Origin of the sequence: Isachenkonia alkalipeptolytica, from assembly GCF_009910325.1 — a bacterium.
GTDB lineage: Bacteria > Bacillota > Clostridia > Peptostreptococcales > T1SED10-28 > Isachenkonia > Isachenkonia alkalipeptolytica.
Window position 1 is genome coordinate 111,024 of the sequence record NZ_SUMG01000004.1, and the last position, 16,349, is coordinate 127,372.

Genomic DNA, 16,349 nt, shown 5'->3' on the forward strand with positions numbered 1-16,349 from the left:
ACAAGATCGTAAGCTTTTGGTAAAATAAACATTGTTTAATTAAACGACGTTTAACAATGGTTTGATTGTAAGTACTAAGTGAAATGAAATGCTGTATTACATACTGCGATTAAATGAGGAGGGTTGATATGCGTACAAAAATGGAGGAGTCCAAACGCAGTGCAATTAAAGAGAAGATGCTTCAGAGTGCAGAGGGTATTGTGGAAGAAGAAGGATTTGAAGGGATATCCATGCGAGAAGTTGCAAAGCGTTCCGGCTACACACCGGGTAGCATCTATCAGTATTTTGAGAATAAAGATGTGTTGATCCGGGAGTTAATAAAATCAGGGTATAAAAGGATTATGAAGGCGATCAATCAGAAGCTGGATGAAAAGATGACAATAGAGGAACAGATTATTCAGCGATTTACTTCCTATATAGGGGCAGCTTTAAACATGCGCGAATATTATAAAGCAGTGATGTTCAGCGAAGACCCAAAAATTATTGAAATGACCGCTGTGTTACATTCAGAGGAATCCCATGAACAACGGGGTATCAATAAGCTGGAGAAGGCAATAGAAAAAGGTATGGAGAGAGGAGAGTTTCTAAAGGGAGATCCGACTATCATTGCAAAGATTTGTTGGACGGCTAATTACGGCCTTCTATTAAGAATCATAATTGAAGATATTCAAGATAAAAAAGTGATTCAAGAACTTATTCAAGAACAGTTCCGGTTATTATTTCAAGGACTGAGAAAAAAGGAGATAATAAAATGGGAATAAAAGATTTTTTCGTCCAATATTGGTGGTTGGTTTTACTGGGGATGGTAGTAGTGATTATTTTGTCCTTTATCGGAGGGAGTTTTCTAATGAGTAATCGGATTTCCAAGGAAATTGATCAGCTAATGTCCATGGATTCCAAGAAAGAAGTCCGAGATGAATCTCGGATTACTCAGGAAGATTTAGAGGGTCTTCCGGAACCGGTGAAAAGATGGTTGCTTTCTGTCGGCGTTGTGGGAAAGAAAAAAGTACGATCTGTAGAATTTTCTCAGCGGGGAGATATGAAATTGGAACCTGATCAAAAGCATTGGCTAGAGGCAAAGGCAAAACAATATATCCGGGTGGATCAGCCGGGATTTCTTTGGCATGTGGATTTACCTATGATCCCGTTAATCAATACGAAAGGAAGAGATTTGTTTTATGAAGGGAACAGCTTAATGGAGGTTCGCATCGGTTCCTTGATCCCTGTGGTAAATGCGAAAGATAGTAAAAAACTGGATGAATCGGCACTTCACCGTTTTTTACTGGAGATACCTTTGTATCCCACTGCTGCTCTAGAGGATTATATGACCTGGGAAGCTATCGATCAGGAAAGTGCAAAAGGGATATTAACGTATAAAAACATGACCGTTGCAGCAGATTTTTATTTTCAAGAAGATGGCACCTTAGAAATGATGGAAAGTCTTCGGTACAAAGATCACGATGAACAGGCAAAACGGATTCCCTGTATCGGAAGGATTAATGATCATAAGGAGTATAACGGTATAAAGATCCCAACGAAGGTGGAGATTACTTGGGTTATGGATGACATACCGTTTACCTGGTATAAATTGGAGAACTATGATGTGAAATTTGAAGATTAGCAGAAAAAAATAATCGGTCCGAATAATTCTATGGAGTATAAGCATCGCTTTGGGTAAAATTTACTTGTTAGCGGTGCTGTTTTTTTTATCAAGAACTCCGCCTTTAGACGGAGAGATAATCCGCCCTTATGTCCTTACAAAATTCTGAAAATTTAATATACTATAAAGTATGGCCTTTGAACACAGAGGCTATATAACTTCTGAAGGGAATTAAAGTAACAGGTTTCTTGAAAAATTCCAGAAAGGTGGTCCAATGAAAAAAATCATTACGATCCAACACACCCAGTCGATTCATCACACCAACGGTATGGTAGGCTCCTGGACAGATTGGGATTTGTCGGCTTTAGGTATGGAGCAGGCTGTTAGAATCGGGAAGAGACTTAAAGAAGAAATTAAGGAAGATAAATATGTAATGTATGCATCGGATCTTCTACGGGCAAAACATACGGCAGAAATTATCGGTAAGCAGATAAATATTCAGCCGATCATTACAGAAGAACTCCGAGAAAGGAACCTGGGCAAAGCTGTTGGAAAGTCAGTTGCTTGGTTAAGGGAAAATATGGAGTGTCTAGAAAAAACGATTGAGGATAAAATGTTCTCCGATGGAGAGTCCCGAAAGGAAGTGTGGGAACGCCTCCTGCCCTTTTACAGAAAGATTATGGAAAGTGAAGATGAAAACCTAATCATCGTCTCTCACGGGGACACGTTGAGTATTTTTCATGCTATTTGGTTGGGGTTAAATATGGACCAGCTAAATTTCTGTAATCTCCACGGGGCTGCGGGAGGGGTGTCAAAGATGCATCAAGACAATCAAGGAAGACACGTTCTTAGCAGACTAAGCGATATGTCCTACATCAAAACTTGATTCTGTGGCTTCATGGAGTTGCGTAAAGAGAAAGGAAAGGGGAATAAATAAAGCAGGAGGTGTTAGGAATGAAGGATTTTAATGATTTATTAAACACCATAGAGGAACCGAAAAAAAGAGAAAGATTAGAAGAAATCTTTACCCACATTTCCGGGAAATTTCCGGAATTAGAACGGGAAATTAAATGGAATCAGCCGATGTTTACTCACCATGGTACCTATATTATCGGATTTAGCGTAGCAAAACACCATATTGCCGTTTCTCCGGAGGCTGAAGTTCTTGACTTCTTTGAGGAAACTATTAAAGAGGCAGGGTATCAGCGCACTAAAATGCTTTATAAAATTAAATGGTCTCAATCTGTTAGCTATGATTTGCTGGATAAAATGATTACCTACAATTTAGAGGATAAGAAAGATACTACGAGCTTTTGGCGTTAGGTTTGCCACAAGAAACATAAAAATCACATTATAGTATTTAAGGAGTGGATGAAAAGTGGAAATTATAGCATTTGATAAAAAGAGTGAAGCCTACATACAGGCCGGAGCCGAGCTGTTAAGAGAAAATTTTCCTGAAAGCTATAGCGACGATTCGTTACAAGAGATGAATAACGTTTTAAGTAAAGACCGGATAGCCCTAATGGCCATTGGAGATGGAGAATTTCTGGGTTTTGTGGGAGCCATTCCACAGTACGAATCCACAGGTTGGGAACTGCATCCCTTAGTGGTGGACGGGTCCAAGCGATCCAAGGGAGTGGGTAGGAAATTGGTTGAAACCTTGGAACGGGAAGTTGCAAATAGGGGAGGTATTATGATTTATCTTGGAACCGATGATGAGCGGTTTCAAACCTCTCTTAGTGATACGGACTTATTTGAGGATACTTACCGAAAAATCGAAAATATTAAGAACTACGGCAACCATCCCTATGAATTCTATCAAAAACTCGGTTACCAAATCGTCGGGGTACTGCCCGACGCCAATGGATATAGAAAACCGGATATACTGATGGCTAAAAGGATTAGAAGTTCTGAGAAAGATTCATTGATTGATGAAAGAGAGGAATCTTTAAACCATGGGTTATCCGAGAAAAAACGCAGGGAACTGGAGTGGAAAATTAAGGGGATTGAGGATTTCTCAGGAGTCGTTTCTATTAAAAAAGGGAAAGATAGCTTTTATCAAGAGGCCTTCGGTTATGCAGATTTAAGTAATCGTCGATACAATTACAAGGATACAAGATTCGGAATTGCCTCGGGAGCAAAATTCTTTACGGCCCTGGGGATCGGGAAATTGATCGACGAAGGGAAGATTTCCTATGAAGACCGATTAAGGGATCTTACCAATCTTTTCCCGAATTTTCATTCCGATGTAAAAATCAAACATCTATTGAGCCACACCTCGGGCATACCCGATTACTTTGACGAAGAGGTAATAGATGATTTCAGTGAACTTTGGATCGAACAACCGATGTATCTGTTACGGGAACCCAGGGACTTTCTTCCACTGCTTACTCAAGGAAATACGATGTTCTCACCGGGAGAGAAATTTCACTACAACAACGGGGCCTACATCATACTCGGAATCATCATCGAAGAGATATGCGAAGAGAAATTCACGGATTTTATTGAAAAACATATTTTAAATCCCGCTGATATGAAAAACTCCGGATACTTTCCCATGGATCGTTTACCGGGAAATACTGCCCTGGGGTATTATAACAATCAGCAGGGAGAGATGATTTCCAATATCTATTCGGTTCCTGTAGTGGGGGGACCCGACGGCGGGGTATTTGTCACCGCAGAGGATATGAGCCGTTTATGGCAAAAGCTATTTAATGGAGAGATTTTACAACAAGAGACTCTGAAAATATTTTTGAAAGCTCATGCAACAGTGCAAGAAGAGTTTTGCTACGGTTACGGTATCTGGGTTCAAACAAAGGGAGACCAAGTGTATAAGTACATGATCATGGGCGAGGATCCGGGCGTTAATTTCCGATCAAGTTATTATCCTGACACCGGATGGGAAGTAACGGTGCTTTGCAATCGGGAATACGGCGCAGACGATTTATCCATCTGGATTGAAGAAAACCTAATTGGAAAACCCCAATAGCCCAAAGGGGACGTAGCCCAAAGGGGACGTAGCCCAAAGGGGACGTAGCCCAAAGGGGACGTAGCCCAAAGGGGACGGTGGTATTTGAGTCATAGCCGGTGAAACTGAAAATTGACGTAACGGACGGTAAATAATTCTTGAGGGGGCAATTATAATGAATTGGAAGGGAAAATCGACAAATAACGAGCAGGAACAGCAGATTAAATCCAATAAGCTTGCCTGGGGAACCTTGGCAAAGGATCACTACGAACATTTTAAGGCTGAATTGGCGGATGAAAACTTTAGGCTAAACCCCATGGTGGAAGAGGAACTTGGAGATATTCGAGGGAAAAGAATCCTTCATCTTCAGTGTAATACCGGGGCAGATTCTATCCTCCTGGCTCGTAAAGGAGCCATAGTTATCGGGGTGGACCTGGTTCCTGAGAATATTTTCTATGGGAACAAGCTTGCAGAGGATTTCAACATGAACAATGTGGAATTTATCGAATCTGATATTTTAAAACTTATGGAGGTCCATAGCGGAAAGTATGACATTGTTATGACCTCTGACGGTGCCATTGGATGGCTGCCGGATTTAGATCAGTGGGGAAGAGTGATTGCTCATTTTTTAAAGGATGAAGGGTTTTTCTATCTTCATGATGGCCATCCTTTTATGGGAATTTTTGATGAAGCGGCTTTGGATCGAGGGGTGTTGGAGCCTAGATATCCCTATTTTCAAAAGAGCGGGGATTTAGAGCTCACAATCGGAGGGTACGCCTCCGAGGAAAAGAATGCGGAAAACTATTTCTGGGGGCACCAGCTGAGCACCATTATCAATGGTTTGTTAAGCGGGGGGCTGTACGTTACCTATATAAAAGAATATGACCGCTGCGTTTCCGGTATGGGAGGCAGTAAAATCGATGAGAACGGCCTTTTGTATTATCCGGAGTTGGAAGGGAAGCTTCCCTTGATGTTGAGTATAAAGGCTATGAAGAAATAGGGGGTTCCGGCTTCGGATAAATTCTGCAATAACAATGAGTTTAGATAAACAAGGCAGGTTTTTGTAAGACGGAAAAAGATGGATAAAGGAGGAATTAGCATGAGGGATATAAATTATGTATATGGTCCGGTGCCTTCAAGAAGACTTGGAATCTCCTTAGGGATCAGCCTAATTCCCAAAAAAGTATGCAACTATTCCTGTATTTATTGCCAACTGGGAAGAACGGATCGCATGACTAATACCCGCAAGTTGTTTTACCCCGTAGAAGAAATCCTTGATGAATTAGAACAAACCATAAAAAACGGTGTGGAGTTTGATGTGGTAACCATTGTAGGAGAAGGGGAGCCCACGCTGTATTTAGGGTTAGGGGAGCTGATACTGGGGATTCGTCAGAAAACTGACAAACCTGTAGCGGTAATTACCAATGGAGCGTTGTTATACGATGAACATCTGCGAAAGGAACTCTTTGGAGCTGATATTGTATTACCTACCATGGACGCCTATGATCAAGAGTCTTTTAAAGTAATTAACAGACCACACGGATCCATTACTTTTAAAAAAATCCGGGAAGGACTTCGGATTTTCTCGAATGAGTATCCGGGACAGCTATGGATTGAAATTATGTTGATGGATGGGATTAATGACGATGAGGATTCTTTACAACATTATCTGGAGGAATTGAAAAACTTGAATTATGATCGGCTCTATATTAATACGCCGATTCGTCCTCCGGCGGAGTTTCATGTTAAAGCATCGGATTTTGAAAAATTAAAGCATGCCGCAGAGGTTTTGCGTGGAATATCAATTGATCTGTTGGTATCCGAAGGGTTTCAAAGTGACCACATAGATGATTACGAGGCGATTCTAAGCATTATTAAAAGACATCCTATGCATCAGTACGAGATCGCAGGTTTTTTGAAAAGTAGAGGGAACGAAAATACTGAAGCAATTTTGCAGCGGCTAAGAAGAACGGGAACCGTAGAAGTCGTTCACTACCGTGGATTTGATACCTATCGTTTAAAATAAACAAAAAGAGGACGAGATAAGCGTCCTCAAATTCTTTTACTGTAAACAGAGCAATAAGCATGAAGAAATAGATAATCCATTGAAAAATATCCGGGATGCGCTCTCGTGCAAATAAAACCATAGGTTGGTTTTATTATACTGTAGCAAATTATGTATTGGAATGTCCTGTATCACCTATGACCAAACCGAGAAGAAAAAGTACAACGAATAAAAGAGTATTTGCTAGCGAAAGGAATTGAACATCCCGAACTGTTGAAACGGGCTCTACAGAGAAATATTCCGAGAAAAACAAAACAGAATATAGAAAAATTACTCACATCTAACATTTAAGGAGGCTGAAGTCATGGAATTTAATAGTTTTCAAAAAGAAAGTCCCTTTGTAAACAAAGAAAGGATAATAATCGGAAAAATCCCCTGTCTGGTTTATCGGCCGAAGGAGACACCGGGGCCGTATCCAACGATAATCAATTATCACGGGTGGTCATCGAATAAAGAATTTCAGCATTTTAAAGCAACGATCCTCGCCGTTTATGGCTATCAAGTCATGGTGCCGGATGCTATGCATCACGGAGAACGGGGCAGTCTAAACTATACGGAAGAGGGAAAGCTGGAAGCCTATTTACACAAGGTTTTGCTGAAAAACATCGAGGAATCCGATCAACTGCTGGATTATGCACTAAACCACTTGGAAGCTGATGAAAAAGAGGTTTCTATAATCGGTCATTCCATGGGAGGCTTTACCGCTGCCGGTGTATTTACAAGGCATCCTTGGTTAAAGACCATGGTGGTTATTAACGGGTCCTGTGCCTGGCAGCGAATGCTGTTGAATGTCAAACAAAAGAATGAAATAGACGAGGCGCTGCCTAGGGAAATCCAACTGCTAAAAGCCATGGACCCGGAACAAAACCTGGATAGATTTCTAAAACGGCCTTTTCTTCTAATCCATGGAGAAGAGGATGATACCGTGCCCATGGAGCCCCAGCAACTGTTCTTTGAAAATGCTAAAGACTATTACGGCAAGGATCAAAAGAAAATTCGCTTCTATAAGATACCCGAAATCCCCCATGCCGTAAGCATGCATATGTTTGAACAGGTCATTACCTGGCTTGGGAAAGATGATCTAACTATTGATAAATAAAATGAACGTCTCATGATAAAACCGCCTAAGGCATATTTGACGGATACCTGTAGGCGGTTTTGTTCTACTTATTCAAATGGCTTGATACTCATACCGGGGTAACCTAAATAAAAGGCCTCGCCCTCACCAATCATGACTGTGGGGATCCCCACGCTGCCCTGTTCCTTTATGGGATCAAAGAACGGGTCTTTGTCTCTGTAGGCAAGAAAAATCTTCAAGTTTTTCATGCTTTCCGTAATATCCACGTAATCAAAGGTAATTTCCTTTTCTAAGAGATACTCTCTTACAGGTTCGCAGCCCGGTCATTTAGGACTTCCGAAAAGTGTGATTTTTTTCATACTACACCTCCTTGTAATTAGGGATATTATATCATATTTTAAGAATATGTTGTTTTCGAATTCCATGATTTTTTATAAAAAGGAAAAGAGCATGAAAAATCCAAGGCGCTTCTTGAGGGTTTAGGATTTATCCAAGAGTTCTGCTCTTATAAAGATGAGATCAACAATGGGGTGCCGATGGATCGGTTCAGGTATTTATTGAAGAAGAACATTATTCGATAAAAGGGAGTTTTTCCATGCTTACCATTAAGTGTGCAAAATGTAAAAAGAAATTATTCAAATACCAAAAAATCGGCAAGGGAAAAGTTTTAAAATGTCATAAAAGCCGAATGAATAAAGTTTATCACATCGAAAAAAGGGACGAGAAGTATCGGTGTCCCTGCAATAATTTGATTGGAAAAGATAAAGGAAGTTATATTAAGATGGTGGATCAAAGTTTTACCTATAGTGGAAGGAAAGAATAGTTGTTTTTCCATCTTCACTCCGATTCCCATGATTGGGGGATTAATCGGCTTAGCCGCCTTTGTGAACAATATTTTTGCTCTTCACAAACTCTACACCATCTATCGCCCCGATGAGGCGGTGCTGTTTGTGATCCTCAGTGTGGTTCTTCCCTTTATGGGACCGATTTTCCTCTTTATTATGCGAAATGATAAGCCGGTAAATGAAGAGGATCTGAAAGGGTCGGTATGGGAGAATTAACACATATTTTCTACATCTTTTTTAACCGAAGTATATAAATTGGATATAGAAGGTTTTGATATCAAAGAGCCAATGAATTTTTATAGGCTCTTTTTTTTGATGTTCAAAAATTTCCGTGTAGTAGTTTTCCCGTAGGAGATCCCCGGGCACATGGGGAAAAATATCCCATTGTTTTACGGTAATCAGTCTTTTGATTTTCACACCGGACTTTTCAATATCCGCTGTAATTTGGTTGACTAAATCCGGATTTGAAAAACCGTAGGCATAGGCCACTAATAGAGATTTGTTATTCTGTTTAAAAATATGGAAAAACTGTATTTTTTCCGTTTTTCCTAAATGAGGCTTAAAGTAGGTAGTAACGATCTTTTGGTTTTCTATCTCATAGGCACAGGTAAAATAGGGATTAGTGGTGAGTTTCCCCATGGCCTCGGAGAAAAATTCACTTTTAAGAACAAGGTCCGGAAGTTTAGCGGTTAACAGTACCTGATCATAGCGTTCTTCACTGTAAGGGGTTTGAACGGAAACTCCGGAATCTTTTTTTTCAATGGATATAATATCCATTGAATAGCGGATATCGGAGATGTTTTCACTGAGTTTATCAATGATCTCGGACATGCCCGTATTTACAAATAATAGTTTTTCCCCTTTGATGAAAGATAAAATTGTATCCACAGTAAAAATATTTAAGGCGTAGTAGGCGGGGATCTCGGAAATACAGCCAAAGCCGAAGGAGGAGAGCATAGGGGAGACCAGGCTGCGGATCCTATGTAAGTTGTTGACCATAAGAAATTGGTCCAAGGGTTGCAGTAATTCCTTCGGGACTCTCCCGTAATTCATATTTTCCGCGGTAGGGTAATGATTTTCCATCAGTTTTTTTAACCGATTGAGATCTTTCATGATCAGCTTTACCGTATCAAAGGATACGTGTTCAGACTTGGAGAAGTTTTCATCGAGAAAATTCCGATAGGTGTATCGCTCCGTATACTCCACACCCAGTTCCAAAAGCAGTTCCTTAATAGAATCGGAAAAACTGAAAACCGTTCCGATTTCACCATAAAGATCTTTGTTGACAATGGTTCGACAGTGTCCGCCGAGTATCTCCTCTTTTTCGTATACCGTAACCCGTTGCCCCTTCTTCTCCAACAGATAGGCGGCCAACAGGCCGCTAAATCCTCCGCCGACGATTGCATAGTGCATCTGTGATCCCTCCTAGTATAATCGATCCATATAAGCCCATAGGGGCAAAATCATTTTACTGTCCGTGGTATGAACATGGTACGCCACGGGAGAATAATCCTTTTCTTGGTAGGTTTGCTTATGATGAAGGTTATAGTCCCTGACGTACTCTTGAAGAAAGATTTTAAGTCCGTTAAAAGAAGTTTCTCTTTTGATATAAGGCATTAGAAAGGATAGACAGCGATTGGTATAGTCCTTTCTAAATTGTTGAATTTCCGGCACATACGCTCCCTGCTTTAACAGATGAATATCCAGTGCAAATCCCTGGTTTCGAATAATAGTGAAGATATCGGTAAAGAAGGATTCTGAAAAGTTTTCCATGTCCTTCCCTTCTTCGAAAAAGCAGAGAAACTTGAGTTCCATATTCAAACTCTGGGCCACGGGAAGGGCTAGTGCTTCTAAAAGGTTTTTAAAATTATCCGAGGCTAAAGTACTGTATAGTCGGGTACAGGCGATTTTGCTTTTATAGTCGAAAATCGTATATTCGTAGACGGGGCCGATTCCTTTGAAATCTCCATAATAAGTGGCCCAGGCGAGCCAGCATTCCCCTGAGGCTAAGTCTTTAAAGGAAATATCGTTTTTAAGAAGGGCTTTCTTTTTTCCTTTGGCAAAACGGAGTCGTTCCTGTTTGGTGGATAAACCATGGCTCCTGAGGGTGTTGTAAACCGCGGATTCACTGATTTGATAGCCGATGTCCCCCAATAAGTAACAAAGTTCCCGGGGGCCGTAGGAGGGATGTTTTTTAACCAGACTCAGAATGGCGGATAGAATCTCGGGTTTGGTTTTGTTTACCGGTGTAAAATTTCTCTTTTGTTTTTTTAGTCCCTCAATGCCGTAGGATTTATATCGATTCAGCCACCGATAATAAAGGGTTCGGGAAATACCGTGTTTTTCACAGGTGGCCGATACCCCCTTTTTTTGCCCCTCCATCAGGATACGAAACTTATGATCCTTATCCATCATATCAACCCCTCAAAAAAAAATTTACTTTAGCGAAGTGTGTACATATTTAAAAGTATGGGCCAATCAAAATAAGCAATTCTGTCAAAAAATTAACTAATAAATTCATTATACACCAATGTGAACAGAAAGGTAAAGTAAAAAAAGTCGGATTTATTGGAATTAGATGAACTTGTACTCTTTGAAAAGCTTGTTATAATTTAGACAAGGAGGGTGATAGCAATGAAGGAGCTAAAGGTGTTTAAGATTCAAAAAAATATTCATGAGGACAATAGGAAGGTGGCCAATGAAACCCGGGAATATTTAAAAGCACAGGATGCATTTTTAATTAATGTGATGTCTTCTCCGGGAAGTGGAAAAACATCGACTTTAGTAAGTATTATCAACGCTTTGAAAGATCGAGTCAAAGTTGGGGTGATTGAAGCGGATATTGATTCCGATGTGGACGCCCTAACCGTTCAAAGAGCTGGAGCCAAAGCGGTGCAAATGCATACCGAGGGCCTTTGTCATTTAGACGCCACTATGGCTAGAACCGGGATTGATCAATTAGAGGTCGGGGATTTGGATCTGGTTTTCTTGGAAAATATCGGAAACCTAATCTGTCCTGTGGGATATGACACCGGAGCGATGAAAAACATAGCGGTGCTTAGCGTTCCTGAAGGAGACGACAAACCTTTAAAATACCCGAAGATCTTCGGAAAAGTGGATTTATTGGTGGTGAATAAAATCGACGTGGCGGAATACTTCGACTTTGATATGAAATTATTGGAAGAACGGGTGAGAAAATTGAATAAAAACATCCAAATCATCCCGATTTCCGCTAAAACCGGGGAAGGGGTAGCGGCGCTTACGGATTGGATGATGGATACATTAAATAGGGGGTAGAAAAATGGCAAAAGTAGAGGAAAAGACCAACTTTAATAAATCAAAGCGTTTTAATTTTGCGCTGAACTGGGCGGATGTTGATGGGCGGGAGTACCGACAAGAAATTTTAGACCTGGCCAACAAAATTGGAAGAACCAAGGCCGGTAGTAGCAGAGAAGCGATTCCTTTTGGCCCGGAATATTATGCCCTAGAACCGATTGTAGATCCTTATCAAGCGAAAATCGCCATGCATTTAGAATTTCGTAAAAAGCTTAGCGCTGAAGAGGTGGGGAAAAAAGCGGGAGAACCCTACGAAAAAGTAAAAAAAGCCTTAGATCACATAGCCTGGGCCGGAGCATCTTTTGTGATAACCGTCGACGGTGTGGATATGTATTGGCAGGACATTTTTGTTCCGGGCCATCTGGAGTTAATAAATATTAATAAAGAAATTGTAGAAAAACATCCGGAAGTTGCGGAAGCCTTCTATTATTTTGGAAGTAAAAAAGGACCCATGGCTGCGGGGATTATGCCTATTGGAGGGGGACCTATGCGGGTGCTGCCCATCGAGCGGTCCATTGATGCCAATACAAAGAAAGCTACCTTTGAAGAGATATCCAAGTATTTAAATGAAGAGGAAGTATTTACGGTATCCGACTGTTCCTGTCGAACCTCTAGAGAAGCCATGGGGGAAGGCTGCGGTCATTTAAAAGAAAACATGTGTATTCAAATGGGTCATGCGGCGGAGTATTACATTAAAACCGGAAGAGGACGACAAATTACTCGGGAAGAAGCCTTTGAGATTATTGAAAAAGCGGAAGACAACGGATTGATGCACTCGGTTCCCAATCTGGATGGGATCGGTAAGACCCATGCTATTTGCAACTGTTGCGGTTGCGGGTGTTACGCCATGCGGCTGGCTAATGAGTATTTAAACAATGATATCGTACGGTCCAATTACAAGTCCGTGGTGGATGAATCTGAATGTGTGGCTTGCGGGGAATGTGTGGATGTTTGTCCCACCAATGCCTTAAGACTAGGACAAAAGCTATGTTCCAAGGAAGAAATTGATGAGACCATCACCAAAGTGACGCCAAGAAATACCGAGTGGAAAGAGGATAAATGGAACAGTGATTATCGGATAAACCGTCAGAACTCTCTGGAGTCAGGAACTTCTCCCTGTATTACCAATTGTCCCGTGCATATTCCGGTACAGGGTTATATCAAACTGGCCGCTCAGGGGAAATATCAGGAAGCCTTGGAGCTGATCAAAAAGCATAATCCCCTACCAGCGGTATGCGGACGGATTTGTCCGAGACTTTGCGAGGAAGACTGTACCCGGTGTGATGTGGATGAAGCCGTAGCCGTGGATGATATTAAGAAATTTATCGCCGAGAAGGATTTGGACAGTACCACCCGCTACATGCCGAAAAAGAGAAATGATTTTCATGATAAAAAAGTAGCCATCATCGGTTCCGGACCTTCGGGACTTAGCTGCGCCTATGATCTTTCCATTGACGGTTATGATGTTACCGTATTTGAAAAGGAAGAGAAATTAGGGGGGATGCTCACCCTGGGGATTCCATCCTATCGACTGGAAAAAGAGGTACTGGATGCGGAAATCGACGTGATTCGGCAAATGGGTGCAACCTTTCAGACCGGAGTGGAAATCGGAAAAGATCTTACCATAGAAGATTTACGAAAACAAGGGTTTAATGCTTTCTTCGTAGCCATTGGGGCTCAGTCGGGAAGAAAACTGGGTCTTACAGGGGAAGAGGCGGAAGGTGTACAAAGCGGTGTGGATTTCCTTCGCAAAACCGCTCTTGGCGAAGATACCGGGGTAAGGGGAAAAACCATCGTAATCGGTGGTGGAAACGTAGCGATTGATGTTGCAAGATCTGCGGTTCGACTGGATGACGTTCGCCAAAGCGATATTTACTGTCTGGAAAATAGAGAAGATATGCCGGCCCACAAAGAAGAAGTGGCGGAAGCCCTGGAAGAAGACGTAAACATTCATAACTCCTGGGGACCTGTAGCAATTATTTCGGAAAACAACAAAGTAACCGGGGTGGAATTTAAGCGGTGTATTTCCACAATGGATGCTCAGGGACGATTTAATCCGGTATTCGATGAGGGTGAGACAAAGGTTGTAGAGTGCGACCAGGTATTATTATCTGTTGGGCAGGTGTTTAATTATGGAGACTTACTAAAAGGGGAGGAGGTAAACTTAACTCCACGAAACACTATTGAAGTGGATTCGGTAACCCTGCAGTCCTCCAAACCGGATATCTTTGCCGGGGGAGATGTGGTCAGCGGTCCAAGACTGGCGATTGATGCTATTGCTGCGGGAAAAGAGGGGGCCGTGTCCATCCATCGGTTTGTTCAGCATGGTCAGTCCCTAACCTTTGGTCGGGACAATCATTCCTATAAAATGCTGAATAAAGAAAACTTAGAGGACTTCGTAGATTATGACGGAACGGAACGTCAACGAATTCAACACGTGGATGGGAAAGAGTCTAAAACCACCTTTAAGGATTTAAGAGGAATTTTAACCGAAGAACAGATTGAAAAGGAAACCGCCCGGTGCCTGGGCTGTGGTGCGACGAAAGTGGATGAATACCTCTGTGTCGGTTGCGGCGCTTGTACTTTGAAATGCAAGTTTGATGCCATTGAATTGGAAAAAATTCATGAGATAGAGGGATATGAGATAGATGAATTACCGAAAACCGTTTTGAAAAATGCGGTCACAAGAAAAGCAAAGATCACGATCAATAAAGTGAATCCTTTTGTAAAAACACGGTAGGATCCTGCCCCCTCCCAATAAAAAGGGAGGGGGATAATAAAAGAAAGGAGGACTTCGATGCATGAGTTAGGGATTGTATATGAAGTAATCAAAGTGGTGGATGGTTTTGTAGAAGAAAATCATGTCACGAAAGTAGAAAAAATTGTGCTGGAAATCGGACAGTTGTCTCAGGCTATCCCAAGATTCATCGAAGAGTGTTATCCCGCAGCAGTAAGCGAGACACCTTATGAAGAAACGAAGTTGGAAATTATTTCTTTGCCTGCAGAGGGGACCTGTAATTTCTGTAAGGCAAGCTATAACATCGTTGATCATCGCAAGGTTTGTCCCGGCTGTAAGGGAGAAAATTTCACCCTGATCTCCGGCCAGGAGTTTAACATTAAAGAAATTCAGGGCTACTGATCAGTAGCTCCCATCATCTAAAGGAGAGTCCTGGACTTTCGATTAAAGGTTGTTTGACATTATATATTTTTATAGAAATTGTTAAACTAATGACGAAAGGGGGCAAGGTGAATACTACAAGTAGATTGTCATCATAAGTTAATATCAAATTTATTGGGTTTGAAACAAAATAAAGGAGGGTACTTATGTCCGTATTTTATGATAGTGTCAGTGTGAAAGGTATTATAGGAATTATCTTATTTATCGCTGCATTTGTGTTGTTAAACGAAGCAACCAGAAGGTCGTTAAAGATTTCAATTTTCGCCTTCGGCGTACTTCCGGTGCTACTGGCCTTAGGGGTGTATCTGGATGTTTTAGGATCCCCTACGGGAAACACCTGGTTTGGATGAGTTAAGGTGGTTTCTGCCTTAATCGGGGTTTATGGATTTTTATTGATTCGATTCACCAGCATCGGGAACAAAAAATTTGCCCTGCTGTTTCCCGGAGCCATATTGGCGATTAATATAGCAGAAGCGGTATATCGGGAATTTGAAGTGTATTTTACCTATCAAACTCTAACCGTGGACCCCGGAGGGATTTTAATCCAAGGAGGGATATGGAATATATTTAATGGCATCGCCGGGATCCTTTGTATTCTTACCTTAACCGGTTTTGCCGGAATAAAAGTATCGAAGGATGCCTCCCGGGATATGATCTGGCCGGATATGACCTGGCTGTATATCATCGGTTATACAATTTGGAACTTTGCTTATGTATACAACTGTATTTCCACTCGTTCCCTGTATGCGGGCTTCGGTATTCTAACTGCTGCATTACTGGGGGAATGGATGTTTAAAAGAGGAGCTTGGCTACAACATCGGGCGCAAATTCTATCCTTATATGCCATGTTTTCCCTAAGTGTGGATTTTCAAAACTTTGCATATTTCAGTGTTTTGCCTACCTATAGTGAAAATGTTTTATTCGGATTGAGTTTAGCCTCCTTAACGATTAATATCGGAGTATTTGCTGTTATGGTTTACACCATAATGAAGCATAAGATCAATCCCATTAAACAGGAAATTTATATCCATACCCCATATTATAAGAAAACTATGGAACAAAGCAAGTTAGCATAAGATTAAAAAATCTCCCGTTGAATAAGGCGGGAGGTTTTTATATATCGAAAGCTTTTATCCTAAGAGGAATAAAGAAATTTTACATATTTAGATATAGGAATACGCAATTCAATTTATAAAATAGATAAAATAAATCAATTTAACACTATGTTAAAAATTTGATAATATAGAGCTTGTCATACATATTTTTTACAAAATCATAT

At 41.1% G+C, this 16,349-nt stretch carries 15 protein-coding genes and 2 pseudogenes; 14 read left to right on the forward strand and 3 right to left on the reverse strand.

What is annotated here, in order from left to right; translation table 11 throughout:
• The first annotated feature begins 128 nt into the window (after positions 1–128).
• The 9 genes and pseudogenes from ISALK_RS04935 (at position 129) to ISALK_RS04970 (ending at position 7,732) form a co-directional block, all read left to right on the forward strand.
• The gene (locus ISALK_RS04935; protein ID WP_160719723.1) at positions 129–761 is read left to right on the forward strand and encodes a TetR/AcrR family transcriptional regulator; all 633 of its coding nucleotides are present in this window, start codon (positions 129–131) and stop codon (positions 759–761) included.
• Positions 752–1,621: a DUF6920 family protein gene (locus tag ISALK_RS04940; RefSeq protein ID WP_160719725.1), complete on the forward strand. Its 870-nt coding sequence runs from the start codon at positions 752–754 to the stop codon at positions 1,619–1,621. The genes ISALK_RS04935 and ISALK_RS04940 overlap by 10 nt, the downstream gene beginning before the upstream one ends.
• A 253-nt stretch (positions 1,622–1,874) precedes the next feature.
• Positions 1,875–2,486: a histidine phosphatase family protein gene (locus ISALK_RS04945; RefSeq protein WP_160719727.1), complete on the forward strand. Its 612-nt coding sequence runs from the start codon at positions 1,875–1,877 to the stop codon at positions 2,484–2,486.
• A gap of 68 nt (positions 2,487–2,554) precedes the next feature.
• The gene (locus ISALK_RS04950) at positions 2,555–2,923 is read left to right on the forward strand and encodes an iron chaperone (protein WP_160719729.1); all 369 of its coding nucleotides are present in this window, start codon (positions 2,555–2,557) and stop codon (positions 2,921–2,923) included.
• Between the two features lie 55 nt (positions 2,924–2,978).
• Positions 2,979–3,503, forward strand: a pseudogene (locus tag ISALK_RS15520) (GNAT family N-acetyltransferase); the annotation flags it as partial.
• Positions 3,489–4,589: a serine hydrolase domain-containing protein gene (locus tag ISALK_RS04955; RefSeq protein ID WP_371723579.1), complete on the forward strand. Its 1,101-nt coding sequence runs from the start codon at positions 3,489–3,491 to the stop codon at positions 4,587–4,589. The pseudogene ISALK_RS15520 and the gene ISALK_RS04955, both read left to right, overlap by 15 nt.
• A 154-nt stretch (positions 4,590–4,743) precedes the next feature.
• Complete coding sequence (locus ISALK_RS04960; RefSeq protein WP_160719733.1) at positions 4,744–5,568, forward strand: class I SAM-dependent methyltransferase; 825 nt, start codon at positions 4,744–4,746, stop codon at positions 5,566–5,568.
• Between the two features lie 99 nt (positions 5,569–5,667).
• On the forward strand, positions 5,668–6,594 hold the full coding sequence (locus ISALK_RS04965; protein WP_160719735.1) for a radical SAM protein: 927 nt from the start codon (positions 5,668–5,670) through the stop codon (positions 6,592–6,594).
• Positions 6,595–6,937: 343 nt separating this feature from the next.
• Entirely contained in the window at positions 6,938–7,732 is a 795-nt protein-coding gene (locus ISALK_RS04970) for an alpha/beta hydrolase family protein (RefSeq protein ID WP_160719737.1), read from the forward strand.
• Positions 7,733–7,800: 68 nt separating this feature from the next.
• Here the strand turns inward: ISALK_RS04970 and ISALK_RS15030 are convergent, their stop codons facing one another.
• Entirely contained in the window at positions 7,801–7,959 is a 159-nt protein-coding gene (locus ISALK_RS15030; protein ID WP_236660268.1) for a hypothetical protein, read from the reverse strand.
• 504 nt (positions 7,960–8,463) lie between these two features.
• On the opposite strand from ISALK_RS15030, the gene ISALK_RS04980 reads away from it, so the two are divergent.
• Positions 8,464–8,772, forward strand: a complete 309-nt coding sequence (locus tag ISALK_RS04980; protein ID WP_160719739.1) for a hypothetical protein — start codon at positions 8,464–8,466, stop codon at positions 8,770–8,772.
• Between the two features lie 21 nt (positions 8,773–8,793).
• Here the strand turns inward: ISALK_RS04980 and ISALK_RS04985 are convergent, their stop codons facing one another.
• Both ISALK_RS04985 and ISALK_RS04990 read right to left on the reverse strand, forming a co-directional pair.
• Positions 8,794–9,969, reverse strand: a complete 1,176-nt coding sequence (locus ISALK_RS04985) for an FAD-dependent oxidoreductase (protein WP_160719741.1) — start codon at positions 9,967–9,969, stop codon at positions 8,794–8,796.
• Between the two features lie 12 nt (positions 9,970–9,981).
• Positions 9,982–10,968 carry a helix-turn-helix domain-containing protein gene (locus tag ISALK_RS04990; protein WP_160719743.1) on the reverse strand — a complete coding sequence of 329 codons (987 nt, stop codon included), beginning with the start codon at positions 10,966–10,968 and terminating at the stop codon, positions 9,982–9,984.
• A gap of 222 nt (positions 10,969–11,190) precedes the next feature.
• Between ISALK_RS04990 and hypB the strand changes: the two genes are divergently transcribed.
• The 4 genes and pseudogenes from hypB (at position 11,191) to ISALK_RS05015 (ending at position 16,146) form a co-directional block, all read left to right on the forward strand.
• A complete protein-coding gene (hypB, locus tag ISALK_RS04995; RefSeq protein WP_160719745.1) occupies positions 11,191–11,853 on the forward strand; it encodes a hydrogenase nickel incorporation protein HypB in 663 nt (220 codons plus the stop codon).
• A 4-nt stretch (positions 11,854–11,857) separates the two neighbouring features.
• A complete protein-coding gene (locus tag ISALK_RS05000) occupies positions 11,858–14,632 on the forward strand; it encodes an FAD-dependent oxidoreductase (protein WP_160719747.1) in 2,775 nt (924 codons plus the stop codon).
• A gap of 57 nt (positions 14,633–14,689) precedes the next feature.
• Positions 14,690–15,031 (forward strand): hydrogenase maturation nickel metallochaperone HypA/HybF, encoded by a 342-nt coding sequence (locus tag ISALK_RS05005; RefSeq protein WP_160719749.1) that lies wholly within the window; start codon positions 14,690–14,692, stop codon positions 15,029–15,031.
• A gap of 185 nt (positions 15,032–15,216) precedes the next feature.
• A pseudogene (locus tag ISALK_RS05015) lies at positions 15,217–16,146 on the forward strand (DUF5692 family protein).
• Positions 16,147–16,349 lie beyond the last annotated feature (203 nt).